Raw genomic sequence first — 22,651 nt, forward strand, 5'->3', positions numbered from 1 at the left:
GCATGAACGTGTTCCGGGCGACGCAGCACCCCGGATGGCCCGCCCGACTCGGCCCGGTGCGCGTCGCGGCCGGCCAGATCACCCTGCGGCCGGTGCGGTTGCGCGACGCGGCTGCCTGGAGCCGCATCCGGTTGCGCGACCGCGAGCACCTCGAGCCCTGGGAACCGACCGGGCGCGGCACCTGGGAGGCGCGTAACCACGCGTCGAACTGGCCATCGCTGTGGTCGAGCCTGAAGGCCGAGGCACGGCGCGGGGCCATGATCCCGTTCGCCATCGAGGTCGACGGCGCGTTCGCCGGACAGCTGACGGTCGGCAACATCGTGCGCGGCGCGCTGCGCTCGGCGTGGATCGGCTACTGGGTGGCCAAGGACCTCAGCGGGCAGGGCGTCGCGACGGCCGCGCTCGCGTTGGGGCTCGACCATTGTTTCGGACCGGTGGGACTGCACCGGGTGGAGGCCACCGTGCGGCCGGAGAACCTGGCCAGCCAGGCCGTGCTGCGCAACGTCGGCTTCCGCGAGGAAGGACTGCTGCGGCGCTATCTCGACGTGGACGGCGCCTGGCGCGATCATCTGCTGGTCGGCATCACCGTCGAGGAGCTCGCGACGCCGGTCATCGAGCGGATGGCCCGCGCCGGCCGGGTGATCCTGCCCTGAATCCAGCACCGAACACCGACCGCTCGAGTCCCGAACCCCGAACCGGAAGCCTGAATCGAAGACGCGGAGTGAACACCGGCGGATGATTGGTGGCATTGTGACAGGTGTGGCCTGTGTGCACGGCGCGCCTGCCCGACTCGGGCGCGTCGCCGAATTAACCTACCGACGTCGGAGGTGTGCCGTCCGCCCGCGACGGCATCGTGAACAGATCAGCCCGCACACGGGCCGAAAGGACGGACAGGTGGGGACGGAGGTGATGACCTGATGCCGAATTCGATCTTGTGGATCGGCCTGGTCGTGCTCTGGGTCTTCGTCCTGTTCCCGATTCTCGCCGACCGGCATCCGAGGATCCGGCAGACGACCGACGCCGCGCTCGCGACCCGGGTATTGCACCGCGGCGGTTCCAAACGGCGCCTGCGCTATCGACCGAACCGAGCGCGGAGAAAGCGTTTCCACAGCGATGATGCGGAGGACCGGATGAGCACACCGGCCGACGAGAAAATCACCGATACCGACGACGCCGTGACCGGCACGTCCGACGAAGCCGGACACGGCGGTACGCCGTCCGACTCCGACATCGCCGATTCCGCACCGCGCGAACCAGATTCGCCGGACGACGATGCGCTGCGCCGCGCCCGCGGCGAGCGGGACGGCGAAATCGACGCGGACGCCGATGATTCCGCCGAAACGGATATCGCGGAAAAGACGCAGGACGGCGAGAAAGCCCGCGTCCCGGTCGATTCCGACGACGAACCGGCCGCCGATGAGCCCGGGCACGGCCGGACCCGCGCCGAGTCGTCCGGTGAGGACGTTCGGGCGGCCTCCGACGAGGACGACACCGCCGAGGACGCCACCGCCGACGACCACGCAGCCCCCGGACACGAGGACGAACCGCGCCCGCGCCGCGAACGCGTCACCGCCCGGATTCCACCCGCCAGGTCGGCCGTGCCGGTCCGCGCGCCCGAACCGGCGGCCGAGTACGACGCCCAGTTCGATCAGGCAGGCGAAGATCGAGCCGGGTTCGACCACGCCGAGGATTCCGCCGACGAGGACGAGCCGGACTTCGTGCCGACCCGGCGGGGACGCGGCGGCTACGACCCCGAAGCCGACGCGATCGCCCGCGCCGCCCGCTACACCTTCCGGCAGCGCGCGGTGCTGGCCCTGTTGCTCACCGCGATCATGTCCGGCGCGCTCGCCTTGATCCTCACGCCGCTGTTCTGGTGGGCGTGTGGCCTCTCGGTCGTCGTGCTGGCCACCTACCTGGCCTACCTGCGCAAGCAGGTGCGCATGGAAGAGGAGATCCGCAGGCGCCGCGCCGCCCGGCTGGCCCGCCGCCGCGGCGAGCCGGTGCCCGAGCAGGCCGACGACCACGAGGACGACGAGGACGAGCACGCCACCGCCCGCGGCGGCATGGACCGAGCCACCGCCCGCGCCCTCCGCCGCCGCTCCAGCCTGCTCGACGTCGACGACGAAGACCCCCTCTTCGAACACCTGGAGGCCTTCGACCCCGCCGCCGCGCGCGCCCTGCGCCACCGCACCGGCACCGACATGCGCCGGGCAGTCGGCGAATAACCCCAGCTCAGGCGGGCGATTCGGTATCCGGGCCGCCCGCCTGATACAGTGTCACAGCGCGGTTCCCCGGAACCGCACGGGGCTATAGCGCAGTTGGTAGCGCGTCTCGTTCGCATCGAGAAGGTCAGGGGTTCGATTCCCCTTAGCTCCACCATATGGTCCGTATTGAAACCCTGCCCTGAAGAAAATCCGCAGGTCAGGGCTTCAACCAACTTCAGCGACTCGCCACCTCTTCGGGTGGCGAGTTCTGTTTCTGACAGATGCCGCTCAGCACACTTCGCGCCGGCATCGCGGCTTTGCCTGGTTCTTCTCCCCGCTGTACGGCTGCAACTACGGCTTGTACGGCGTGCAACTCGAAACTGCTGCGTGATCCGCATGGGATGTATACGGGGGCCAGCGACAAGGTCCGGCGCAGACTGAACCAGGCGATCTTCAAGCGGATCTATGTGTTCAACGAGGAGATCACCGGGCACGAGCTACAACCGGCGTTGGTGCGTGCACTGCTGGGCAATGGTGGTAGCGCTCAACGTCCAGACCACCGCAGCTCACCGTGGACTCCACCGTCCAAGCAATCGGTGATGTACTCCACACCAGCATTCAGATTCTCGGCCACCTGACCCAGCTCGGTCGCCAGCTTCTCCCGCGTGCGTTGGATCTCGGTCAGGCGCGTCTTGATCCGTGCTTTCGACATCGCGCCGTCCTCGGCCAGCTCGAGCAGGTTCTGAGCTTCGATCGAGATGCCATTTGTTTATATTCCTAATAGGCGATTCAGTGCCAACGATCGCCGTACCGGCCCCTGTCTCGATGCACTCCACCGTCGAACAGAGGAATTTCCTCCGTGGCGTCGCTCAACTCATGGAGATCGGGAGTTTCGTCGTCGATGTATGCGAATGGCTGCTCGTTCATTGGTCGTTCATCAGCTGCGACCATCGCGCCGAGCGCATGCCGACCATGTAGCTCGGTAGTCCTCCACCAGTGGCCAACTCGGAACGACAGCACTGCCGTCAAGAGCGTCGACGCTGCCCACACAATCAGGACGAGGGGCGACATCGCTCAGTCACCGTCTTCAATCAACAGCAGGCATGCCGCCTCTAGATGCACGATGCACTCGTCCGGATGGTGATGGCGGTGGATGTACAGCAGCTCTCTGGCGCGTTCCACGGTGAGATCGAGTAGCTGCACCTGGCACATGAACTCGGCCAGCATGCCGTCCGCTTGAACAAACGTTTTGTGGTTGAGAGGTTCTGGCGTTGCCATCAGGCATCAATCCCAGAGCGTCGCGCAGGGCAGCGGCGGTAGATCTGCTCGCACGTTGCCATCGACGGTCACCGTGAGCGCCGGACAACACCGCGCCAGTTCATCGGCCACATTCCGGGCCTGCTCGGCGCTGGCCTGATAGTCCAGCCGCAGTGCGCCGGACTCAATGTGGATGTGCCGCAGGTCTTCCGTCATTTCCCGGCTCCTCCCGTTGGCGACCGGGCCGCTACAGGGCGGCCCCCAGGTCGAGCCTGGTCCGGGGGGCCGAACGGTTCTATACCGGTGGCAGCCCTGCGGGTATGCGTCCGGCGCATATTCGGCAAGCTGGCCGCGCATTAGGCTCGGGGCGCTTCACGAGCTTCAGCCGCCGGATCGCGGCATCAAGGCAGCAACTAACGAAAGGGAAGCAGTTATGAGTAGTGCAGCAACCGAAACGATTCAGGACGCAAAGCCGCAGCGGTACAAGGTAACTGGCGACGTTCACTTGGTCCTGCGCCGCGGTGACACCGTGCTCTACGGGCAGCGCTCCAACACCGGGTTCGAGGACGGCGCATGGCACCTGCCCGCCGGCCACCTGGAAGCTGGCGAATCTGTCGTCACCGCGCTGGTCCGCGAGGCCGCCGAGGAGATCGGCGTGACGATCAGGCCGGAGGATGTGCAATTCAGCCACTTCATGCACAACTCGTCGTCCGGTGGCCGGATGGCGATCTTCTTCACCGTTACCGATTGGCAGGGCGAGCCCGAGAACTGTGAACCCGACAAGTGCAGCGCGCTCGACTGGTTCGCGCTCGACACTCCGCCCGATCGCATGATCGACTACTGCCGGGTCGCGATGAAGCACATCGCCGAGGGCACGCCGTTTTCGGTCTACGGCTGGTAGAGCTATGACGCTCCAGTCCGGCCCGGTGGTGTGCATCAGCTACTTGGCGCTGGCGGAGTTGTGGAATGTGCCCCGATTTCCGTCAGCGAACCACGGTGCGGAAATTCGAAGTGTTGAGTTGTCGGTAGCAGCCGACGGACCGATGACAGCGGCGGCGCTTGCATCTCTGGGAGCGCCCTCATTGCTCGTCGCCAATGACATCGGCGACGGCGAACGAGGCCAGCACGTTCGCCGATGGCTGGAGGAGCGCGGCGTCGAGCGAACCTTTGCGATCCGTTCGGAGGTCGTCACGCCACGGATCGTCGTGGCAGCCGACGACGATCACACCCGGACCTGGTTCGCGCATCTGCCGGGTGTGGTTGGCAGTCTGGAGCGCGCCGACTTGTCGCCGATCGCCAGTGCATCGTTTCTCTACCTGGACTGCTACCAGCTCATAGAGCGGGCAGTGCTTCGGGTGATCGAGGCCGGCCGCGCCGCCGAGGTGCCGATGCTGCTCAACCTGGGCGGCTCCGAACTCTCGCAGGCAGTGGCTTCCGCCATCCGTGGGTGCTCGCAGCTGGTGATCCAAACCAACGTCGATGATGCCGCCCACGCCGCGGCGCCGGAGGTGGCGAGATCGTTGTTGGTCCAGACCGGCGCGGCCTGGGTGGTCGTGACGGCCGGAGTATTCGGCGCGGTTGCCGTCAGCAGATCGGAAACGGTGTCCGCGCCCAGCTTCCCAGTAGCAGTTCGACACACCCACTGTGCAGGGGCCGCTTTCTCGGCGGGGCTGCTCTACGGCCTGCGGTCAGGATGGCCGATGCACCGTGGAATGCTGCTTGGATCGGCTAGCGGGGCACTCCGGTGCGCACGACACCAGAGTGCCCCGCTGCCGAGCTTGGACGAGTTGCGGGCAGTTATCGCCTCGGCGGGCTCGGAGTCCGTCGCCAGCTAGAACAACTGCCACTCGTCCAGGCGGCCGATGAGCTCTTGCAACCTGGCGGGCGTCATCCGCTTGCGGAGCGCATCTTCCGCCGATTCCTGCGTCGCGCCGTACTGCCACCACGCCTCGTCCGTCTTGCGGTCCATCACCAGGAACTTGTCCTTGACCGCCGGGCCACGGATCACCAGCGACACCGTGAACGGCTCGGCCACGACGGCGTGAACCATCGTGTGGTGCAAGGCGTAGGTCGTGCCCACCGGCTCCTCCCGCGCTTGCAACACCGGCAGTTTCATGCACTCGATGTGCTCGTCTACCTCGGCATTGCCGAACAGATAATGGCGGTACTGTCCGCGCAGGATGCGGCTGGCGTAGGACCAGCGGTGGTTGTGCGGCCGATCGAAGTAGCCGGGCAGGAAGACGTGCAGCCGGATGCGCACGCCGTGATCGTCATCGGTGTGCAGCACGATCTTGTCGAGGATGTCGTAGTGCTCGCACAGGGCGAGCAGTTCCGGCCGGTCGGGCAGCTGCTCTAGTCTCGTGCGCACGATCCGGGGTTCGGCAGCGACTTCATTCAAGGCTTCGCGGCAGTTGAGTTCGACGTCGTCGATGTCGTTCCAGTCGATCCAGAACAGATTCTCGGCGATCCGGTCCATGTCGTCCATCGGGTTCCTCACTCTTCGGGCTTGGCGCTGGACTTCCAGAGGCGGCAGACCGGCACGATGTCGTCGTATGCCTCGCAGGAGGCTTTACCCATCACCAGCTCCTCGGCCGGGCAGCCGCCCATGCAGGCGCTGGCTTTGCAGCCGCCGCAAGCGCTTTCGGCCAAGGCGCTGGTGAACAGGTCGAACTCGTTGGTGTTGTGGTTGAGCTGGACGTGTCCGTCGACCATCTGAGCGAAGTACAGGTCGGTGTCGAACAGGTACGAGCAGACGTAGCAGCGGCCATCCGGGAAGATCGAGATCCGGTCCAACGTTCGGCCGATGCACCCTTGGTAGCCCTCGGCCGCGTAGCGCTCCATCTGGTCGCGCCGAGCGTAGGTCGGTTGGTACCAGACCCGCGTTTTGTATTCCGGCGCAACCTGATTGAGCCGATCGCAGAACGTCACCCATTCTGGCGGCGTCATCGCCATCTCGGGGTTGCCGTGGCCGGTGCCGATGGTCGAGAAGACGTGGAACTTCACCAGGCTGGCACCCAGCACGTCCGCAATATCGAGCAGCTGCAACACATCCCGTTCATTGGCCTTGTTCACCGTGCAGATGATCCGGGTGTCGAAACCGCGCTCGGCCAGTTCGCGCGTGGTCTCCATCGCGTCATCGAACGTGCCAGTGCCGCGCACGGCATCGTGCGTCTCCCGGCTGCCGCCGTCCAAGCTGACCTGCACATACGCGAAGTCGTCCGGCCCCAGTTGCCGGAACTTCTTGAGCGCGGGCTTCTGGGCATTTGTCGTGGTGATGACATGCTCGTAGCCGAGCTGGCGACTGAGCCGCACGGCTTCGCAGTAGTACGGATGCAACGTCGGCTCGCCGCCGAGGAGAGTGAGCTTGCTGCCGCCCAACTTGCGCCAGGTGGTCAGCGTCTCGGCGATCTTCGGCAGCGGCATCTTGAGCGCACGCTCCAGCCGCTCGCCCATGTAGCAGTGCTCACAACGCAGTTGGCAGGCTTCGGTAACGTAGAGGTAGACGTTACGGAATCGGCCGTAGGCCACACGGTCGATGCGCTCCGGCGCGGGGAGGTCGATCCGACGCGGCATGCGGGCGTGGCCGTAGCCATCACCTCGGAGGCCGGGCGTTGGCAAGGGGACAGTCGTCATAGTATCTGCTCCGTGAGATAAGAAGCGGGGCAAGCAGTTCGGCTGCTCCGTCGATCGTGTTGGTGGTGTCGAGCCGGGTGACGGTGATCCCGGCATCGGTAAAGCCCGCCCGGATTCCGGCTGCCGTGTGGTGGTAGCGCTGCATCCGGGCTTTGAGCAGCCGGGGGGAATCACCACGCCGGGGATGCAGGAGACCACCGCAGTGGGCGCACTGCCACGGGTCGTCGTTGCTCGGAATCGCCGGCAACCGCGGATCGGAGATCGGGTCACGCTCGCAGCGGTGGCAGACCTTGCGGTTTCTGGCCCGCTGCTTGAGCGTCCTTACGTCCGTGACCACTTCGATGGCTTCGATATGTGGCGTCGGGGTGAGCATCCACAGCGTGGTCAGGAGCTGGTCGACCTGGTTGGCCGATCCCGGAAAGTTGTCGAGCAGGACGGTATGGACATCGGGGTCATCATGGGCAGCGTTGAAGTAGGAGCGCAGCGCCTCGGCCACGGTGAACTCATCGATCCAGCCGAGTTGTTCGCTGCTGGTCGCCGTCGCGGCCAGCACCTCCTTGGAGACGTGCTCGCGCAGCCGGAACACCCGGCGCCGTGGTGCCGATCCGAGACGCAGTGTCAGGGTTGTTTTGCCAGCGGCGGGTGGCCCGAAAATCGGAACGACGAGGGACAATGCCACGGCTACCCCCTTTCCCTAGTGGACCTTTGGGTGACTGGGTAAGGGTCAGCCGACTGCGCAAAAACGGCCACGACGCGGGGGTATACGCGCTATGTATGAAACGTATAGCGGCCAATGCGAAGCCCAGGTACGGTCACGCGACCAGGGCAAACGGCGTATCAACGCCCAAGAGAACCCAGGGGAAACAAACCATGAAACGGGCATCCCAGGAGCAGCGCTACTGCGCCCGATGCGGTTCCAGGTTGAATCGCTACAACCCCGAACCTCTCTGCGCCCCTTGCGAATCCGCATCTCGCGGTGAGCGGCAACAGCCCCCGAGCGTTCCCGGTGATTTCTGGCAGACCGACCAGATCCGCGATGCCCTCGCGACCTGGCACATGGGCCGCGTGATCTTCGCCTATCGGACGCATCCGTACCACGGCCGACCACTACCGCAGGAGCTTGTCGCCAATTGGCTCGAACTGACCCAAGCACAGCTCAGCCGCATCGAGAAAGGCCCGGCCCCTGAACAACTCTCGAAGTTGGTGCGGTGGGCACAGATCCTCGACATCCCGGCGGAGTTGCTGTGGTTCAAAATGCCGTCGCCGGTTGGTGGTGTGACCGCAGCGGAGCCATCTATCTCGCGCGGAGCAGGTGAGAATGCCCTGGTACTGGCTCGTTGGTTGGCATCGGATGGAGCCGATGCTGCTCCGGTCGGAAATGCCGACGAGCTTCAGCGTGTCGGCGCGGCGCTGGACAACGCGCATCGCTACTTCGACGGCTCGGTAGTGGACTTTTTCCGCCAGCAGCTCATCCGATGCAAGGCGGACGATGGCACGCTTGGCCCTGCGGCGGCGCTCCCGCTGGTTCTCGGTGTCCTCGGGGTCATTCGCCGGCATAGCCGCGATGCCAAGCCCGAGATCCGGCGTCAGCTGCTGGAGGTCGGAGCCGATGGCGCCGAATTTGCAGGCTGGCTCTATCGCGACCTGCACGATCCGCTGACCGCGACGTTCCTCTACGACCGCGCAATGGAATGGGCGCAGGCAGCGGGCAGCTTGCCGCTCCAGGGCTACGTCCTGCTCAAGAAGTCCCAAATGGCCTATGACACGCAGGACGCGGGCACTGTGCTGTCCCTGGCGCAGGCCGCCAGCACCGGACCGTGGCAGCTCCCGCCTCGTGCTCAGGCGGAGGTGATACAGCAGGAAGCGCTTGGTCTCGCCATGACCGGCGAACCGCTGGCCGCGGTCGAACAGAATCTCGGTCACGCTCAGCAGTTGTTATCCGCTGCCGAGGATGCCGGTGGGGACGGGCTCGGGGTCTACTTCAATCAAGGCACGCTGCTCGTCCGTTCGGCCTGTTGCTATACCGAAGCAGGCAAGCCGCACCAGGCCGTGCAGCTGTTCGGTGATGTGCTGGCGGGCGGCACCCTCTCCAGGCGCGACAGCGGCTTGTTCGGGGCTCGGCAGGCCAAGGCGCTGGCGCTCGGCGGTGAACCCGATGAAGCGGCGACCGTTGCCGCCACGGCGGTCACCGTCGCCAGGGAAACCAGATCCGAGCGCACCATGAACGTGGTGGTCGAAGTTGTACGGGCACTCGACCCGTGGCGCAACCGGCCGAGTGTCCGGATGCTCAACGACGTCCTAATGCCGTAGCCACTGCGCCACGATGCTGATGACCTCGGCTTGGTACTCCTGGCTCTTGGGGTCGAGATACTGCGGATCGTCGTGGACGGCGAAGCCGTGCTGCGAACCGTCTATCTCTACAAGTTCGACAGGTGCGGTGAACTGAGCGACTGCGGCGCGTGAGCCGTCGATCGGCACCAAGGTGTCGGCGTTGCCGTGGACGATGAGGGTTGGCGTCTTGATCTCGCCGAGTACCTCGTGCGGCTTCAGCCAGAACACTTCGTTCAGGAGTGGGCGCCCGTGCTTGAGCGTCGGTGTGAACTGAATGGCGCCGGTCTCGTTCAGCTCACGGGCAGCCTCGTCGTTGATGACGTCGTCCGTCCAGTACGGCCGGGTATCGATGGTTCGCTTCTTGTAGTCGAACTGCGGATTGAGCAGCACCAGCTGCGCCAGTTCGTCCGGGCGCTTGGCGGCGTAGTAGGCGCAGATGCCACCGCCGAAGCTCGCACCCAGGAGGCACAACTCGTCAACGCCGGTGTCTTCGCGGAGATGCGCAAGGCTGACACGGATGTCGTTCAGGATCGTGGAGAGCGTCAGCTCCTCCTGTCTGCCCTCGCTCTCGCCATGACCACGAAGATCGAAGCGAAGCGAGGCGATGCCGACGTCGGCCAAGCCCGCAGCCAGGCGGGTGAAGAAGCCGCCCTCCTCGCGGGTGACGCCCCCGCCGTGTACCAGCAGGACGGCACGCGCCGTTGGCTGTCCGGGAGTGACGAGGGTAGCTGCGAGATGGAGACCGTCGAGCGTGCGGATTCGGGTGGTGGCGCTGGCTGAGGGCACCGAATCAGTGAAGCAGAGGTGCGCACCAGCGACCAGGCGGCGTTCACGATGTAGGACGGAGAGCGCAGATCCGCACTACGGCGCGGATTTCGCCCTGTGTCACCCGACCGGCCCCGGGTTGGGCTGGGGCGGCCATTGAGGCGCGTGTCGGCCCGTCAGCCCCGTTCCGGGCGCAGGTGGCGGGCACGTGTGGTGCGTTCCACAACAGGAAACCTGGTGCCATGGCCGGTGCCATCTACAGGGCACAGCCAGTGTTCGGGTGTGTCGTTTCGGGCATCGCCGCGCCCGACGCGCCGCCCGATCGGGCGATTGAGCCCGGCATGCGGGCGTCATTAACTAGGGACGGTTCTTCGGAACCACCGATGCCTCCGCCGGAGCGACCGCTGCCATCCCCCAGTAGTCGGTCGCCCGCGGACGGCAGCTCGTCGGTGTCCTGCGGCCGTACCCGTAAGCGCACCAGCGCTCACCGGCCGCTCGCACCGAGGAGGAGCGATGTCCACACCCGATGGTGGCAAAGAAATCACCCTTGCTATCCGTATCGACACCGCCCGGCACGCTCAGCTCACCTGGATTGCCGAGCTGCGTGGCAGCAACTTGAAGCAGGAGTGCTTCAAGGCCGTCGATGCCTATATCGAGGCCGCCAAACAGGACCCGGACCTGATGGCACGGGCCAACGCCGCTCGCGCAGCCATCGAGGAAGAGGCATGCGCCCGGCAGGCGGCGATCGACAATCTGTTCATCGCCTCGCCACCGCCACCGCCAGCTCAAGACGAGCCGGATGTGACGGAGGCCGAGACCGATGGCGCACGTCGTCACGCGGACGCCGCGGCCAGCAGGCAGGGGAGCAGTCGGACAGCTGAGTCCAGCTCACCGCCTCCGGTGAACGGCCGGCGGACGGCAGATTGAGGTTCCCCCGCTAGGGCGGAGAGCGGATTATCTGGTTCCGGCTGGAACCCGGTCATGGTAATTGGCTTCGTACTCATCGGGTGATCGCCAGCCGAGCTTCTTCTGGATCCGCTGCGTGTTGTACCAGCCGTCGATGTAGGCGAACAGGGCGTTCTCGGCGTCTTCCCTTGTCCGCGAACTGTTCCGATACACCAGCTCGGTCTTCAGGGTAGAGAAGAAGTTCTCCATGAGAGCGTTGTCGTAACTGTCACCGACCGACCCCATCGACTGCGCGATCCCGTTGTCGGCCAACCGGTTCGCGAACCGGATCGCCGTGTAGGTCGAGCCACGGTCGGAATGATGGACCAGCTGCCCGTCACGGACATCGCGGGTCCACACCGCGTATTCGAGAGCACCGAGTACCAGTTCGGTGTCGCACCGGTCCGAACACTTCCAGCCTACGATCCGGTTCGAGAACGCGTCCCGGACGGCGGCCAGCCAGAACACACCCTCACCACACACGATGCGGGTGGCGTCGGCGACCCATAGCCGGTCCGGCTCACGGGCGGTGAAGTCACGGTTGACAAGATTCGGGGCCGGGGTGGCACGCGGATCCTGCCGAGTTGACCCCAGGCGCCACTTCTTACGCAGGAACGCGCCCTGCAACCCGGCACCCCGCATCAGCCGCTCGACTCGTTTGCGGCCGATCGAGATCCCCCGCCGGCGCAGCATCGCATGGATCCGAGGTGACCCGTAGGTCCCGACCGAACTGGTATGGATATCGACGATCTCAGCCAGCAACTCCTGGTCGGCCAGCCGCCGCGCAGACGGCTCCTGCGCCTGCTGCAACCAGCCGTAATACGTCGATGACGCGATGCCCAGAACCCGCAATACGAGCTCGACCGGGTGCTGCGGATGTTCGCTGACGAACCGCATGATCACCGCCGGGTCTGGCCGAGCTCGGAGGCGAAATACGCACTCGCATCGCACAATACGGCGTTCACCCGCTGCAGCTCCGCGACCCGCTTCTTCAGGGCCCGGTTCTCAGCCAGCATGTCGGTCGTCGGCCGATCGTCGCGTTCGCCGGCATCGGCCTCAGCCTGGCGGTCCACAGCCGCAACGCCTCGTGATGCACCCCGAGCTGGGCGGCCAGCTTCCGGATCGTCGGCTTCGGGTCCGACTCCCGATACAGCCGCACAGCCCGCGCCTTCAGCTCGTCCGGGTACTTCTTCGGTGCTGCCACGAATGACTCCTTCCGGCCCTATCGGACCACAGTCAGAGCCCTCCGAGAAAACGGGGGAACCTCACCTGGCCGTTCTGCGAGAGGGAGGCGTTGACAATTGCGCTGCAAATGTCGAATGCCGCGTTCTCGACCGGACTGTACAGGTCGACAGTCAGCCGAGCAGGGACGAATCCCTCAGGGCAGTGTGGCTCCAGATCGCGAGCGAGCAAGCCACACACGCCTTTTCCGCTCAACCGATTCGGTGCCCATGGACTCACCGCCAGTCGCTCGGCGACGATCTGATCACCTTCTCTGACAAAGAAACTCACCATTGTCTCCGCACCCCTCCTTGTACGGTTTTCGCAAGAAGTGGGACATGTTACAGATTGCTGGACCGGCGCAGGCCGTGAATGCTCAATGCAGCAGCAATCCGCCAAGTACACCTCGACGCTGGCTGGGACAACGTCGCAGTCAATGATGGCGTCCCGTACCACTACGAGCACAGTAGCGCCAACGAGACCTGGAACAGGCATGCGGTGTTGCAACGTGTATCCAGTTTGGCGCCATGGTGGTGCGGAGTGAGACGAGTCTGCAGCGGAATTGAGCGGCGATCCCATGAGAGCTCCGATGTTCTTGTTGTCAGCGCCGCTGCCGGACGCAACGGACCTCAGGTACGGGCCGCCAACTCGAAACCTCTGCTCGGCTTAGTCTGCGCAGCACAACGGGCAGTGCAATCACCGTCGACGACGAGCGTCACCGCCAGGCTCGTCACGGTATCGCCCAGCGCGTGGGTCAGATGGCTTAGGGGCACCGCCCGGTGCGGCCACTGGGGCGCACTCATCTCGCCGTACGTAACGGCACCACCTTAGCCCGCGCTGCGCCACCTGTCCGCTCCGATCCGCGGCCAGCAGCGGATACGACGAAGCTGCGGAGGTTAGGATAGGCAACGACGCAGAACAGCATCCTAGGCGACCGGGGCTGTGGATAATCATGAGGCAGCGCGATCGACGAGTGAAGGAGGCGGGTGTGGCTGGGTTGGGGGAGCACATAACCGCCCTGGTTCGAAGTCATGCCTCAGGAGACGACTCCTCGTTCTACTCGGTTGCGCTGCAGATCGCCGCACGGGAGGCTAGGCGGGGGCATCATGTCCTTGCTGACGACATCAAGAAGGCCGTTGATGCTTCTCGCGGCAATGGCCCTGTGGGCAATGTCACGAAGCTAATCCAGCCTCGCGGTGACCTCGCCGGGCTGGTTGAAGCATCAAATCCTCATGTGGAGCTGCGTGAACTGGTGGTGCAACCAGAACTGGCCGCTGCGATTAAACAAGTGATTGCCGAGCAGCGCCAGCGCGAGAATCTGCTCGCTCATGGCTTTGCGCCCGCCCACCGGCTGCTGCTGGAAGGTCCACCCGGGACCGGAAAGACGATGACGGCGTCTGTAGTGGCCACCGAATTATCCCTGCCGATGTTCACAGTCCGCCTTGATGGCCTGATGAGTAAATTCATGGGCGAGACTGCCAGCAAACTTCGAACGGTGTTCGACGCCGTCGCTCAGCGGCGGGCTGTGTATCTTTTCGACGAGTTCGATGCTCTTGGCGCCGACCGCTCCGGCAACGACGTCGGTGAGGCACGACGTATCCTCAACTCCTTCCTCGTCTTTCTGGAAGAAGCTAGCGCCGAATCGATAGTGATCGCTGCGACCAATCACCGAACGATCCTCGACAAAGCGCTGTTCCGTCGTTTCGATGCCGTGCTCATGTATTCCCTACCCGATTCGAGACAGGCCCAGACCGTGATCCGTGCACGGCTAGGTTCGCTGGCCGCCGGGACGAGTTTGGCGAAACTTGGTGAACTCACCGACGGGCTCAGTCACGCCGACCTCGTTAAAGCAGCGGAGGCGGCGGCTAAGGCAGCCCTCATGCGGGGTGAGGCTAAAGTCGATCGCCAAGACGTCGTCACGGCGTTAGCCGTTCGTCGAACGGCAAGTCTTGGATGAAGGCCAGCGGCAGCTCGATCACCTCTATGTTCCCGAGCATGCTGCAACCCAAGATTTTCACCGTTCTGCTGGTGGTGGTGCCAAGATCCGTCAGGTGGACCGGCGCACCCATGGCCACGCACTTCGGGGCGAGCTCGATGATGCCTTCACTGAACTTGACCGGAAGCGAGAGGTTGTCGAACTAGGAGCCAACGAGCTGCGTGCGCTGGGCACGATCATCGTTCTCGAAGGAGCCGACTCAACTTGTCCACTTAGGCTCGACTCCCTCAATAGCTTCAGCCAGCACACCAAAACTCCGAGGAAACCGCGATGGCTATTGCTGTCTGTACGCGGCGCAACCGAGACCGAGCCTGAACGCGCCACCGTTTGGGTCTCCGATGCCTACCGATCAGCATTTTTGAAGCTTTTCGAGGACTATCTGGACAAAGAAACCGCGAGTGGTAACCCCAAGAACCAGGCGCTGGTCGCCAATATTTCCCGAATTCGCCACGCTGTTCTCGCCGACTTGTGGACTTCCGAAGGTGAGCCCCCGCAGCGCGGAATGTGTTGGTGGGAGATCTGGTTGGACGCCACCACCGAAGGCGAGGGCGCTTTGAGGCAGTTCCTCACCACCTTCGAAATCCGAGCCTTGCGTCGCTCGATCCGGCTACGTGATCGCCTCGTTTTCTGGATCGAAACAACCTGGCAGCAGCTGGAGGTCCTGCCCTTCACCAACGTGCCTGTGGCCGAGATCCGCCGGCCGGAATTCGTCGACACCGTCGAAGATCTGCCCGCCGATGGCCAGGACGAATTCGTTACCGACCTCGCCAGCCGCCTCCGGCCGGCGAGCCTGGAAGCGCCTGCGGTCTGCCACCTCGATACCGGCGTGTTCCGCGAGCACGTGCTGCTGCGTGATTCGCTTGCCCCTGAAGACCACCACTCGATCATTGGTAGCAACGCCAACGATGTGCACCCCAGTGGCCACGGCACCTCAATGGCCGGACTTGCGCTGTTCGGCAACCTGGATCCGCACCTTGTGACCAACGGCTTTGTCGAGCTGAGGCACCGCCTCGAATCAGTCCGGATGACCCCCGAATATGGCGAGTCAGACATCGATCCTCTTGATTACGGTAGTGCCACCGTCGAGGCGGTGACCCTGCCGGAGATCACCAATCCGCGGCGTCGCGTCTACTGCCTGACCCTGAGCGCGACGCCGGACAACCCCGGTGAGCCGACCCTGTGGTCTGCTGCCGTCGACGCTCTCGCTGCTGGCACCGATTCCATCCGCTCTGGCGATCAATTTCAGCTGCTTTCGGCGCCGGACCCAGATTCTGGTCGCCTCATAATCGTCGCGGCAGGCAACGTGGACCGCTACACCGCTGATTACCGCACGGAATCCGACACCTCCGCCATTGAAGACCCGGCCCAGGCGTGGAACGCACTGACGGTCGGTGCCTACACCAACATGGTTGAAACTCCTCAGGACCCGCAGTACAACGGGTGGACCCCGCTAGCTGGCGCGGGTGAATTGTCACCGCATAGCCGCACCTCGGTCATGATTAACCAACGCAAGTGGCCAATTTAGCCCGATATCTGTTTCGAAGGTGGCAACGTCCTCACGGACGGCGTCCAGAGCTTCGAGACAAAACACGCGGTCGTCTCGCTACGCACCACTGGCACCCGCAACGACCTTGCACTGACATCGGCCAACGCCACCAGCGCCGCAACTGCTCAGGCGGCTAGGGTGGCCGCCTTGGCAATGGACCGATACCCGGACTACTGGCCCGAGACCATCCGGGGCCTCATGACGCACTCGGCGGAATGGACCCCCGCGATGGATGCGGAGGTGAAAGCAGATCCATCCAAGGCTGCCCGCCTTCAGTTGCTGCGTCGATACGGGTGGGGCGTCCCGGCTGAAGGCGCCGTCCTGAATTCCTCTCAGCAGGCCGTCACCCTCGTTACTCAGGACCAGTTTCGGCCATTTGCCGGTGGCGATTACCGCATGCGGTGTTTCCGTCTCCACACCCTTCCCTGGCCTACCGACGTTCTTGAGCAGCTCGGCGACGCCGATGTCCGTCTGCGCATCACGCTGTCCTACTTCATTGAGCCGTCCGCTTCGCGGAGAGGCTGGCGGAACCGGTACCTCTATGCATCGCACGGCCTAAGATTCGATCTACAAGGACCGCTCGAAACCCAGCAGGCTTTTGTCTCCAGGGTCAACCGAGAGGCACAAAGCGACGAGGAAGGCACGGCGCGCCCAGGTGGGACTGATGCAGGATTCGGTGACAGGTTCGGTCACGCGGCCTGACTGGCCGGTGGGGTCATGATTACTTCGTATTCGACGGGCGTCAAACGCCCGAGGCCGGTCTGCCGGCGCCGCCGGTGGTAGGTGCGTTCGATCCAGGTGACGATCGCGATGCGCAACTCCTCACGCGTGGACCAGGATCGGCGGTCCAGGACGTTGCGCTGCAAGAGCGCGAAGAAGCTTTCCATCGCGGCGTTGTCACCGGCCGCGCCTACCCTGCCCATCGACCCTGTCATGCCGTGACGAGTCAAGGCGTGCACGAACTTCCGGCTTCGAAATTGCGACCCGCGGTCGCTGTGAAGCACACATCCGGCAACGTCGCCGCGCCGGGCGACAGCATTGTTGAGTGCCCGGACCGCAAGCACCGACTTCATGCGGGAGTCGATGGAATACCCGACGATCCGGTTGGAGAACACGTCCTTCACTGCGCAGATGTAGAGCTTGCCCTCACCGGTCCAATGTTCGGAAATGTCCGATAGCCACAGCTGGTTCGGGGCATCGGCGGTGAAGTTGCGGCGGACCAGGTCCTCGTGCACCGGCGGGCCCGGTCTGCCCTTCCCGCCGCGCTTCTTGCCGAACACGCTCCACCAACCTCGTGCCGAGCAGATCCGCCACGCGGTGCGATCGGCCATCGGCTCGCCCGCGGCCCGAGCCTCGTCAGCGAGAAACCGGTACCCGAACTCCGGATCGTCACGGTGAGCATCGAACAGCGCGTTCGCTCGATACGCCTCGTCGAGTTCGGCAGTCGTAACCGGTTCGGCGAGCCACCGGTAGTAGGGCTGGCGGGCCAGCCCCAACACCCGGCACGTCACCGCGACGGGAATCCCGTCGTCGGCCAGCTCACGGACGAGCGGGTAGGTCATTTTCCCGGCAGATTCGCCTGCGCAAAATAGGCGGCGGCTCGTTTGAGAACCTCGTTCTCCTGCTCCAGCAGCCGAATCCGGCGCCTGGCTTCCCGAAGCTCCGCCGCCTCGCTTGAGGTCATGCCCGGTTTCACACCATCGTCGACATCGGTTTGCCGCATCCATTTCGACAGCGTCATCGGGTGGATCCCGAAATCCGCGGCGACCTGCTCCAACGTCACCCCGTCATCACGGTTGCGAGCCACCCGGACGACATCGTCACGGAACTCGCGGGGATAAGGCTTGGGCACAGCGACATCCTTCCAGCCCACCCGAAGGCAAGCCACATCAGGTGTCACCTACCCCTGCAGCAGCCCCGAATGAGGGCTATCAAAGTGGCCTTCCTGGTAATAGGTGGCCTGCTGGCGTGAAGGGCTCCTACGGTCCAGGGCTCGAAGGGATCAAGAACGCTATCGGCGATGCGACTGGCCACGACGGTGACAAGTCGGATTGGGAGTTGGGGCCTGCGCCGGTGGTGGTCGCGCAGTGAGGAAGTGGTTCCTGACGGTCGGTGTGGCCGGCGTGCTCGTCTTCGGAACGGGCTGCTCCGTAACCCAGTCAACACCCTCGGCGCCCGGGGTGACCGCCACTTCCGCGGGTGCTCCTTCGATGACACAGGTGCAACTCTGCGAGACTCTCGTCAGCTTCTTTCGCGATGAATTGCGCGTCGTTGATGTGTCGTGGAGTTCGTCGAGGGGGCCGGAGGCCGACGTCTCGTCGGGGGGAGTGTGCGTTGTGCTGCTGGGCGAGGACAAGACTGCGGGTTGGCAGGCACGCAGGGTGCCGAACGACCCGGACCCAACCGAAGGTGCCGAGGGTTTCGTGGAGACCACCGAATTCGGTCATTCGGTCTGGATCCAGAGGTACCCGGACGACCCTGTGATGTCCGCGCGCTTCGCGACGCGGGTCGGGGATTGGAATGCCCAGGTAAGGGTTCCGCAGGCCGGGGTGCGGACCACAGACGGCATCTTGGTCCTCGATGGCGAGCGCACCCGCAAGATTGCGGAGTTTCTTGTCGACCTGACACGGAAGCTGTCGACGCTACCCGAATGACCGTGCTGCCGCCCGGTCCGATCTTCCCCCTAACCTCCCCCCGAGCGCCCGAGTTCTCGCCGATCGCGCGCGATCGGCCGGGTGTGCTGCATACTCTGTGCGGGGCAGCGCCGCTGCCCTGTACAACGGCGTCGTACTCCGGCGCCACGGAAACAATCCGGGGGTACATCTCGTGATCGACCTGACCAGGCAAGGCCGTGCCTTGCACCGTATTCGACCGCGCCGTCCGCGGCTGGCCGGGGCTGCTCCGGCGCTGCTGGCGGCGACCCTGATCACCGCGCTGGTGGCGGGGTGCTCGTCCTCGGACGACGGCGCCGACACCGCGTCCGCGCCGGCCACCGGGCCGCTGCCCGATGCCGCGCAGATCGTGCAGGAATCCGCGCGCACGACGCAGACGCTGCAGTCGGTCCACCTGGATCTGGATGTGAACAACATCCCGAACCTGCCGGTGGAGACCGTGTCGGCGGACGTGACCAACCAGCCGCAGGGTGCAGGCCAGGCCATGGGGGAGGCCAAGGTCAGGACCGCGCCGGACGCGCCGTTCGTCGACACGAAGTTCATCGTGGTCGACAAGACGCTCTACACCGCGGTCAACAGCACCAACTACGCGCCGGTCGGCCCGGCCGAGAAGGTCTACGACCCGGGCGTGATCCTGGACAAGGACAAGGGCCTGGCGAACGTGATCGCCCAGGTGCAGAACCCGAAGGCCGAAGGCCGGGAGACCATCGAGGGCACCAACGTCGTCAAGGTCACCGGCACCATCGACGCCTCGGTGATCGACCCGATCGTCCCGCGCGTCGGGGAGAACGCGGGCACGCTGCCGATCACGCTGTGGATCGCCGACGTGCCGCCGCCGTCGACCTCGGCCTCGGTGCTGCCGTCGCAGGCGGCCTCGCCGGGTGACGGCCCGAACCTGGTGCGCGCACTGGTCACCAAGGATCAGGGCACCGTCGAGGTGACCCTGTCGAAGTGGGCGGAGCCGGTCAACGTCGTCAAGCCGCAGGGCTGACGGCGACCGCAGGCACCGCGTCGACCGGTCCGGGAGCGCGAGGGGGGACACGCCCTTCGCGCTGCCGGACCGGCGTCGTCTGACGCGCATCTTCGCGCGGAGAACACATCACCCCAACGCAATTCGCGTGCGTCGGCGCCCCGCCGCCGCGGCCCGTCCCGGCCGCGCCCGGTGGCCCCTGCCCGCCGCGGACCCGCGGACGGCCGACCCGGCCCGCCGCTTAAGAGATTGTTCAGTGAAGTCCAAGGCGCCACCGGAACCATTCGGATTCGACGACAGCGCCGGTAACCCTGATCGGCACTCGACAGACGCCGTTCAGACTCGGAGGAATGAGATGACGACAAGTGACCGCCCGGAGGTCGAGGAGCGGGACTTCCGTCGGCCCCCTGGACCTCCCGGCAGACCGCCTGTCTCGAACGTGTGGGTGTACAACGGCAGAGCCTACGACCTGAGCGACTGGATCGCCAAGCATCCCGGCGGCGAGTTCTTCATCGGCCGCACCAAGAATCGTGACATCACCTCGATCATCGGCTCCTACCACAAGGATCCCGAGCGCATCGAGCGCATGCTCGAACGGTATTCGCTGAACCGCGAGGCACTGCCCGAGGACATCCATCCCAAGAACAACGCGCCCGACTTCCTGTTCAAGGAGGGTTTCGACAGCTGGCGCGACACCCCGAAGTACCGCTTCGACAACAAGGACGACCTGCTGCACAAGGTCAAGGCACGGTTGAAGGATCCCGAGGTGGCCGCCCGCATGAAGCGGATGGACCGGATCTTCGACGCCGTGGTCGTGGTGCTCGCGATCGCCTACTTCGCGGTGCAGGGCGTGCGGTTGGCCGAACCGGCGTGGCTGCCGCTGCCGGTGTTCGTGCTGGCGATGGTGCTGCTGCGCAGCTCGCTCGCCGGATTCGGGCACTACGCGATCCATCGCGCCCAGAAGGGCATGAACAAGATCTACACGAACGCCTTCGACATCAACTATGTCGCACTGGCTTTCGTGACCGCCGACGGGCACGCGCTGCTGCATCACCCGCACACCCAGAGTGAAGTCGACATCAAGAAGAACGTCTTCACGATGATGATGCAGGTGCCGCGGCTGTACCGGATCCCGGTGCACACGCTGCACAAGTTCGGGCACACCGTCACCGGCATGACCATCCGGCTGCTCGACGTCGTCCGGCTCACCCGCAAGGTGGGGGTGAAGGAGATGTACGGCAGCATGCGCGGCGCGCTGCCGCACTTCATCGGCTCGTTCGGTATGCGTGCGCTGCTGCTGGGCGAACTGATCGTGTTCACCCTCGCGGGCGACTTCTGGGCCTGGGCACTGCAATTCGTGATCACCCTGTGGATCAGCACCTTCCTGGTGGTGGCCAGCCACGACTTCGAGGTGGAGACCGACGAGCTGCCGAAGTCCGACACCGAGGACTGGGCGATCAACCAGATCGAGCAGGCCTACGACCTCACCGTGATCGGCAACCGCTACGTCGACTGCTTCCTGGCCGCGGGCCTGAGCTCGCACCGGGTGCATCACGTATTGCCGTATCAGCGCAGCGGATTCGCCAACATCGCCACCGAGGACATCCTCCGCGAGGAGGCGGCGAAGTTCGGCGTCGAATGGCTGCCCGCCAAGAGCTTTTTCACCGATCGCTTCCCGAAGCAGATAAGCACCTACCTGTTGGCTCCCTCCCGGGAGGCCGAGGAGAAGAACTGGGGCTTCGTACGCGAGCACTTCTCACCGACGGCGCTGAAGACCTGCGCGACCTACACCGTCCAGGGCTTCACCGGGATCGGCACCGTCTGAACCGATTCCATCACCGCTCACCGACGCACCGTCCGGAGGCAGCGCCGCCGACCGCCATTCCTCGAAGGGAAACAACCACCATGTCCATCACCGTCGACGAGGGCGGCGCCCGTCCCGCCACCGAGCCCCGTCAGCGCATCCATCCCGACCTCGGCCACGCACACACCCCGATGCCGCCGGCGCCGCCGGTCACCATCGGCGTGGTCGAGGGCATCGCGACCGGCTCACCCGCGCAGATCGTGGACCAGGCCGAGGCGGCCGAACGGGTCGCCGCCCTGTTCACGGATCCGGCCCAGCGCGCCCGCATCGCCCGGGTCTACGAGAAGACCCGGATCACGACCCGGCGGATGGCGGTCGACCCGACCGCGCCCGAATTCCGGTCCTTCAGCAGACAGCCCGGCACGCTGCGGGAGCGGATGAACCTCTTCTACCGGCACGCCGCACCGCTGGCGGTGGACGTCGCGGGCCGCGCGCTCGCCGACTCCGGCGCGGCGGCCGCCGACATCGGGCTGCTGGTGTTCGTCACCAGCACCGGTTTCATCGCTCCCGGCGTGGATGTCGCGGTGCTGCGGGAGCTCGGACTCGCGCCGACCGTGGGGCGGGTGGTCGTGAACTTCATGGGGTGCGCGGCCGCCCTGAACGGCATTCGCACCGGCGTCGACTACGTGCGCGCACATCCGGACAAGAAGGCGCTGGTCGTGTGCCTCGAGTTGAGCTCGGTGAACGCCGTCTTCGCCGACGATGTCAACGACGTGATCATCCACAGCCTCTTCGGCGACGGATGCGGCGCGGTGGTGCTCGGCGCGAGCCAGGCCAGGCAGCCGCTGGCGCCGGGCCGGGTCGTGGTGCGCGACAGCTTCAGCCACCTGTTCGACGCCGCCGAGGACGGCATCGTGCTCGGGGTCAACCACAACGGCATCACCTGCGAGTTGTCGGAGAACCTGCCGCGGTACATCTACCGCGGGGTCGACCCGGTGGTGCGGGAAGTGCTGGCGCGCAACGGTCTGCGCAAGAGCGACATCGATCTGTGGGCGATCCACCCGGGCGGACCGAAGATCATCGAGGAATCGGTGCGCTCGCTGGGGCTTTCGTCCGAGCAGGCGGCGCCGAGCTGGGACGTGCTGGCCCGGCACGGCAACATGCTCTCGGTCTCGCTGATCTTCGTGTTGGAGCAGATGATCGCGCAGTCCGCGACCGCCGAACCCATCTCGACGGGTGTGGCGTTCTCCTTCGCGCCCGGGGTCACGCTCGAGGGCCTGATCTTCGACATCATCCGTCGCTGAGGC

Annotated in this window: 22 protein-coding genes, 1 tRNA gene and 1 pseudogene; 13 read left to right on the forward strand and 11 right to left on the reverse strand. The window is 65.1% G+C overall.

Annotated elements, in window-relative coordinates; all coding sequences use genetic code 11:
* The first annotated feature begins 2 nt into the window (after positions 1 to 2).
* From AMO33_RS24060 to AMO33_RS24070, 3 genes are all read left to right on the forward strand, one after another.
* Positions 3 to 653, forward strand: a complete 651-nt coding sequence (locus AMO33_RS24060; RefSeq protein ID WP_011211486.1) for a GNAT family N-acetyltransferase — start codon at positions 3 to 5, stop codon at positions 651 to 653.
* A 264-nt stretch (positions 654 to 917) separates the two neighbouring features.
* The gene (gene sepX / locus AMO33_RS24065) at positions 918 to 2,225 is read left to right on the forward strand and encodes a divisome protein SepX/GlpR (RefSeq protein ID WP_060594376.1); all 1,308 of its coding nucleotides are present in this window, start codon (positions 918 to 920) and stop codon (positions 2,223 to 2,225) included.
* A gap of 78 nt (positions 2,226 to 2,303) precedes the next feature.
* Positions 2,304 to 2,379 (forward strand) — tRNA-Ala (locus AMO33_RS24070).
* A gap of 369 nt (positions 2,380 to 2,748) precedes the next feature.
* Here AMO33_RS24070 and AMO33_RS31730 read toward each other — a convergent pair.
* The 3 genes from AMO33_RS31730 to AMO33_RS24080 form a co-directional block, all read right to left on the reverse strand.
* Complete coding sequence (locus AMO33_RS31730) at positions 2,749 to 2,916, reverse strand: hypothetical protein (RefSeq protein ID WP_159005548.1); 168 nt, start codon at positions 2,914 to 2,916, stop codon at positions 2,749 to 2,751.
* A 362-nt stretch (positions 2,917 to 3,278) separates the two neighbouring features.
* Positions 3,279 to 3,482 carry a hypothetical protein gene (locus AMO33_RS24075; RefSeq protein WP_060594377.1) on the reverse strand — a complete coding sequence of 68 codons (204 nt, stop codon included), beginning with the start codon at positions 3,480 to 3,482 and terminating at the stop codon, positions 3,279 to 3,281.
* A gap of 6 nt (positions 3,483 to 3,488) precedes the next feature.
* On the reverse strand, positions 3,489 to 3,677 hold the full coding sequence (locus tag AMO33_RS24080) for a hypothetical protein (protein ID WP_060594378.1): 189 nt from the start codon (positions 3,675 to 3,677) through the stop codon (positions 3,489 to 3,491).
* A 217-nt stretch (positions 3,678 to 3,894) separates the two neighbouring features.
* Between AMO33_RS24080 and AMO33_RS24085 the strand changes: the two genes are divergently transcribed.
* Together AMO33_RS24085 and AMO33_RS30640 are read left to right on the forward strand one after the other, a co-directional pair.
* A complete protein-coding gene (locus AMO33_RS24085) occupies positions 3,895 to 4,362 on the forward strand; it encodes an NUDIX hydrolase (protein ID WP_011211481.1) in 468 nt (155 codons plus the stop codon).
* 4 nt (positions 4,363 to 4,366) lie between these two features.
* Positions 4,367 to 5,296: a carbohydrate kinase family protein gene (locus tag AMO33_RS30640; RefSeq protein ID WP_082668794.1), complete on the forward strand. Its 930-nt coding sequence runs from the start codon at positions 4,367 to 4,369 to the stop codon at positions 5,294 to 5,296.
* On the opposite strand, the gene AMO33_RS24095 is transcribed toward AMO33_RS30640, so the two are convergent.
* Genes AMO33_RS24095 through AMO33_RS24105 form a run of 3 tightly spaced genes read right to left on the reverse strand, consistent with a single transcriptional unit; the run spans position 5,293 to position 7,773 of the window.
* On the reverse strand, positions 5,293 to 5,946 hold the full coding sequence (locus tag AMO33_RS24095; protein ID WP_060594380.1) for a hypothetical protein: 654 nt from the start codon (positions 5,944 to 5,946) through the stop codon (positions 5,293 to 5,295). The genes AMO33_RS30640 and AMO33_RS24095 overlap by 4 nt on opposite strands.
* An 8-nt stretch (positions 5,947 to 5,954) precedes the next feature.
* Positions 5,955 to 7,094: a radical SAM protein gene (locus tag AMO33_RS24100; protein WP_060594381.1), complete on the reverse strand. Its 1,140-nt coding sequence runs from the start codon at positions 7,092 to 7,094 to the stop codon at positions 5,955 to 5,957.
* The gene (locus AMO33_RS24105; RefSeq protein WP_060594382.1) at positions 7,054 to 7,773 is read right to left on the reverse strand and encodes a hypothetical protein; all 720 of its coding nucleotides are present in this window, start codon (positions 7,771 to 7,773) and stop codon (positions 7,054 to 7,056) included. The genes AMO33_RS24100 and AMO33_RS24105 overlap by 41 nt, the downstream gene beginning before the upstream one ends.
* Before the next feature lie 191 nt (positions 7,774 to 7,964).
* Between AMO33_RS24105 and AMO33_RS24110 the strand changes: the two genes are divergently transcribed.
* Positions 7,965 to 9,404, forward strand: a complete 1,440-nt coding sequence (locus AMO33_RS24110) for an XRE family transcriptional regulator (RefSeq protein WP_240327309.1) — start codon at positions 7,965 to 7,967, stop codon at positions 9,402 to 9,404.
* On the opposite strand, the gene AMO33_RS24115 is transcribed toward AMO33_RS24110, so the two are convergent.
* A complete protein-coding gene (locus tag AMO33_RS24115) occupies positions 9,393 to 10,211 on the reverse strand; it encodes an alpha/beta hydrolase (protein WP_060594384.1) in 819 nt (272 codons plus the stop codon). The genes AMO33_RS24110 and AMO33_RS24115 overlap by 12 nt on opposite strands.
* Before the next feature lie 492 nt (positions 10,212 to 10,703).
* Between AMO33_RS24115 and AMO33_RS32205 the strand changes: the two genes are divergently transcribed.
* Positions 10,704 to 11,117 (forward strand): hypothetical protein, encoded by a 414-nt coding sequence (locus AMO33_RS32205; protein WP_060594385.1) that lies wholly within the window; start codon positions 10,704 to 10,706, stop codon positions 11,115 to 11,117.
* Between the two features lie 27 nt (positions 11,118 to 11,144).
* Here AMO33_RS32205 and AMO33_RS24125 read toward each other — a convergent pair whose 3' ends face one another.
* The 3 genes from AMO33_RS24125 to AMO33_RS33040 are packed head-to-tail and all read right to left on the reverse strand — an operon-like array spanning position 11,145 to position 12,339.
* Positions 11,145 to 12,032 carry an IS3 family transposase gene (locus AMO33_RS24125; RefSeq protein ID WP_060595126.1) on the reverse strand — a complete coding sequence of 296 codons (888 nt, stop codon included), beginning with the start codon at positions 12,030 to 12,032 and terminating at the stop codon, positions 11,145 to 11,147.
* Positions 12,033 to 12,034: 2 nt separating this feature from the next.
* Positions 12,035 to 12,208, reverse strand: coding sequence for a hypothetical protein (locus AMO33_RS32010; protein WP_162492697.1), 174 nt, complete (start codon positions 12,206 to 12,208; stop codon positions 12,035 to 12,037).
* The gene (locus AMO33_RS33040) at positions 12,127 to 12,339 is read right to left on the reverse strand and encodes a transposase (RefSeq protein ID WP_076574272.1); all 213 of its coding nucleotides are present in this window, start codon (positions 12,337 to 12,339) and stop codon (positions 12,127 to 12,129) included. Before AMO33_RS33040 ends, AMO33_RS32010 begins: the two co-directional genes overlap by 82 nt.
* A gap of 1,005 nt (positions 12,340 to 13,344) precedes the next feature.
* On the opposite strand from AMO33_RS33040, the gene AMO33_RS24135 reads away from it, so the two are divergent.
* A complete protein-coding gene (locus AMO33_RS24135; protein WP_060595127.1) occupies positions 13,345 to 14,313 on the forward strand; it encodes an AAA family ATPase in 969 nt (322 codons plus the stop codon).
* Positions 14,314 to 14,854: 541 nt separating this feature from the next.
* Positions 14,855 to 16,600, forward strand: a pseudogene (locus tag AMO33_RS30650) (S8 family peptidase).
* Here AMO33_RS30650 and AMO33_RS24150 read toward each other — a convergent pair.
* Positions 16,588 to 17,750 (reverse strand): IS3 family transposase gene (locus AMO33_RS24150; protein WP_098087181.1). Its coding sequence is split into 2 segments (ribosomal slippage): positions 16,588 to 17,463 and positions 17,466 to 17,750, totalling 1,161 coding nucleotides; the frame shifts between segments, so codons are not numbered across the junction. The pseudogene AMO33_RS30650 and the gene AMO33_RS24150 sit on opposite strands and share 13 nt — an antisense overlap.
* A gap of 235 nt (positions 17,751 to 17,985) precedes the next feature.
* On the opposite strand from AMO33_RS24150, the gene AMO33_RS24160 reads away from it, so the two are divergent.
* The 4 genes from AMO33_RS24160 (at position 17,986) to AMO33_RS24175 (ending at position 22,648) form a co-directional block, all read left to right on the forward strand.
* A complete protein-coding gene (locus AMO33_RS24160; RefSeq protein ID WP_076573895.1) occupies positions 17,986 to 18,552 on the forward strand; it encodes a hypothetical protein in 567 nt (188 codons plus the stop codon).
* Between the two features lie 172 nt (positions 18,553 to 18,724).
* Positions 18,725 to 19,561 carry an LppX_LprAFG lipoprotein gene (locus AMO33_RS24165; protein WP_280195684.1) on the forward strand — a complete coding sequence of 279 codons (837 nt, stop codon included), beginning with the start codon at positions 18,725 to 18,727 and terminating at the stop codon, positions 19,559 to 19,561.
* A 334-nt stretch (positions 19,562 to 19,895) separates the two neighbouring features.
* A complete protein-coding gene (locus tag AMO33_RS24170) occupies positions 19,896 to 21,365 on the forward strand; it encodes a fatty acid desaturase (RefSeq protein WP_060594389.1) in 1,470 nt (489 codons plus the stop codon).
* Between the two features lie 170 nt (positions 21,366 to 21,535).
* Positions 21,536 to 22,648: a type III polyketide synthase gene (locus AMO33_RS24175; protein ID WP_167547554.1), complete on the forward strand. Its 1,113-nt coding sequence runs from the start codon at positions 21,536 to 21,538 to the stop codon at positions 22,646 to 22,648.
* The last annotated feature ends 3 nt before the right edge of the window (positions 22,649 to 22,651 follow it).

This window comes from Nocardia farcinica, assembly GCF_001182745.1.
Taxonomy (GTDB): domain Bacteria; phylum Actinomycetota; class Actinomycetes; order Mycobacteriales; family Mycobacteriaceae; genus Nocardia; species Nocardia farcinica.

What these genes read in the sequence shown, in the direction of transcription:
- AMO33_RS24060 (WP_011211486.1), top strand. Translation starts at nt 3, where the DNA reads ATGAACGTGTTCCGGGCGACGCAGCACCCCGGATGGCCCGCCCGACTC.
- AMO33_RS24125 (WP_060595126.1), bottom strand. Translation starts at nt 12,032, where the DNA reads ATGCGGTTCGTCAGCGAACATCCGCAGCACCCGGTCGAGCTCGTATTG.
- AMO33_RS32205 (WP_060594385.1), top strand. Translation starts at nt 10,704, where the DNA reads ATGTCCACACCCGATGGTGGCAAAGAAATCACCCTTGCTATCCGTATC.
- AMO33_RS24110 (WP_240327309.1), top strand. Translation starts at nt 7,965, where the DNA reads ATGAAACGGGCATCCCAGGAGCAGCGCTACTGCGCCCGATGCGGTTCC.
- AMO33_RS24080 (WP_060594378.1), bottom strand. Translation starts at nt 3,677, where the DNA reads ATGACGGAAGACCTGCGGCACATCCACATTGAGTCCGGCGCACTGCGG.
- sepX (WP_060594376.1), top strand. Translation starts at nt 918, where the DNA reads ATGCCGAATTCGATCTTGTGGATCGGCCTGGTCGTGCTCTGGGTCTTC.
- AMO33_RS31730 (WP_159005548.1), bottom strand. Translation starts at nt 2,916, where the DNA reads ATGTCGAAAGCACGGATCAAGACGCGCCTGACCGAGATCCAACGCACG.
- AMO33_RS24075 (WP_060594377.1), bottom strand. Translation starts at nt 3,482, where the DNA reads ATGGCAACGCCAGAACCTCTCAACCACAAAACGTTTGTTCAAGCGGAC.
- AMO33_RS24170 (WP_060594389.1), top strand. Translation starts at nt 19,896, where the DNA reads ATGACGACAAGTGACCGCCCGGAGGTCGAGGAGCGGGACTTCCGTCGG.
- AMO33_RS24085 (WP_011211481.1), top strand. Translation starts at nt 3,895, where the DNA reads ATGAGTAGTGCAGCAACCGAAACGATTCAGGACGCAAAGCCGCAGCGG.
- AMO33_RS24095 (WP_060594380.1), bottom strand. Translation starts at nt 5,946, where the DNA reads ATGGACGACATGGACCGGATCGCCGAGAATCTGTTCTGGATCGACTGG.
- AMO33_RS30640 (WP_082668794.1), top strand. Translation starts at nt 4,367, where the DNA reads ATGACGCTCCAGTCCGGCCCGGTGGTGTGCATCAGCTACTTGGCGCTG.
- AMO33_RS24100 (WP_060594381.1), bottom strand. Translation starts at nt 7,094, where the DNA reads ATGACGACTGTCCCCTTGCCAACGCCCGGCCTCCGAGGTGATGGCTAC.
- AMO33_RS24175 (WP_167547554.1), top strand. Translation starts at nt 21,536, where the DNA reads ATGCCGCCGGCGCCGCCGGTCACCATCGGCGTGGTCGAGGGCATCGCG.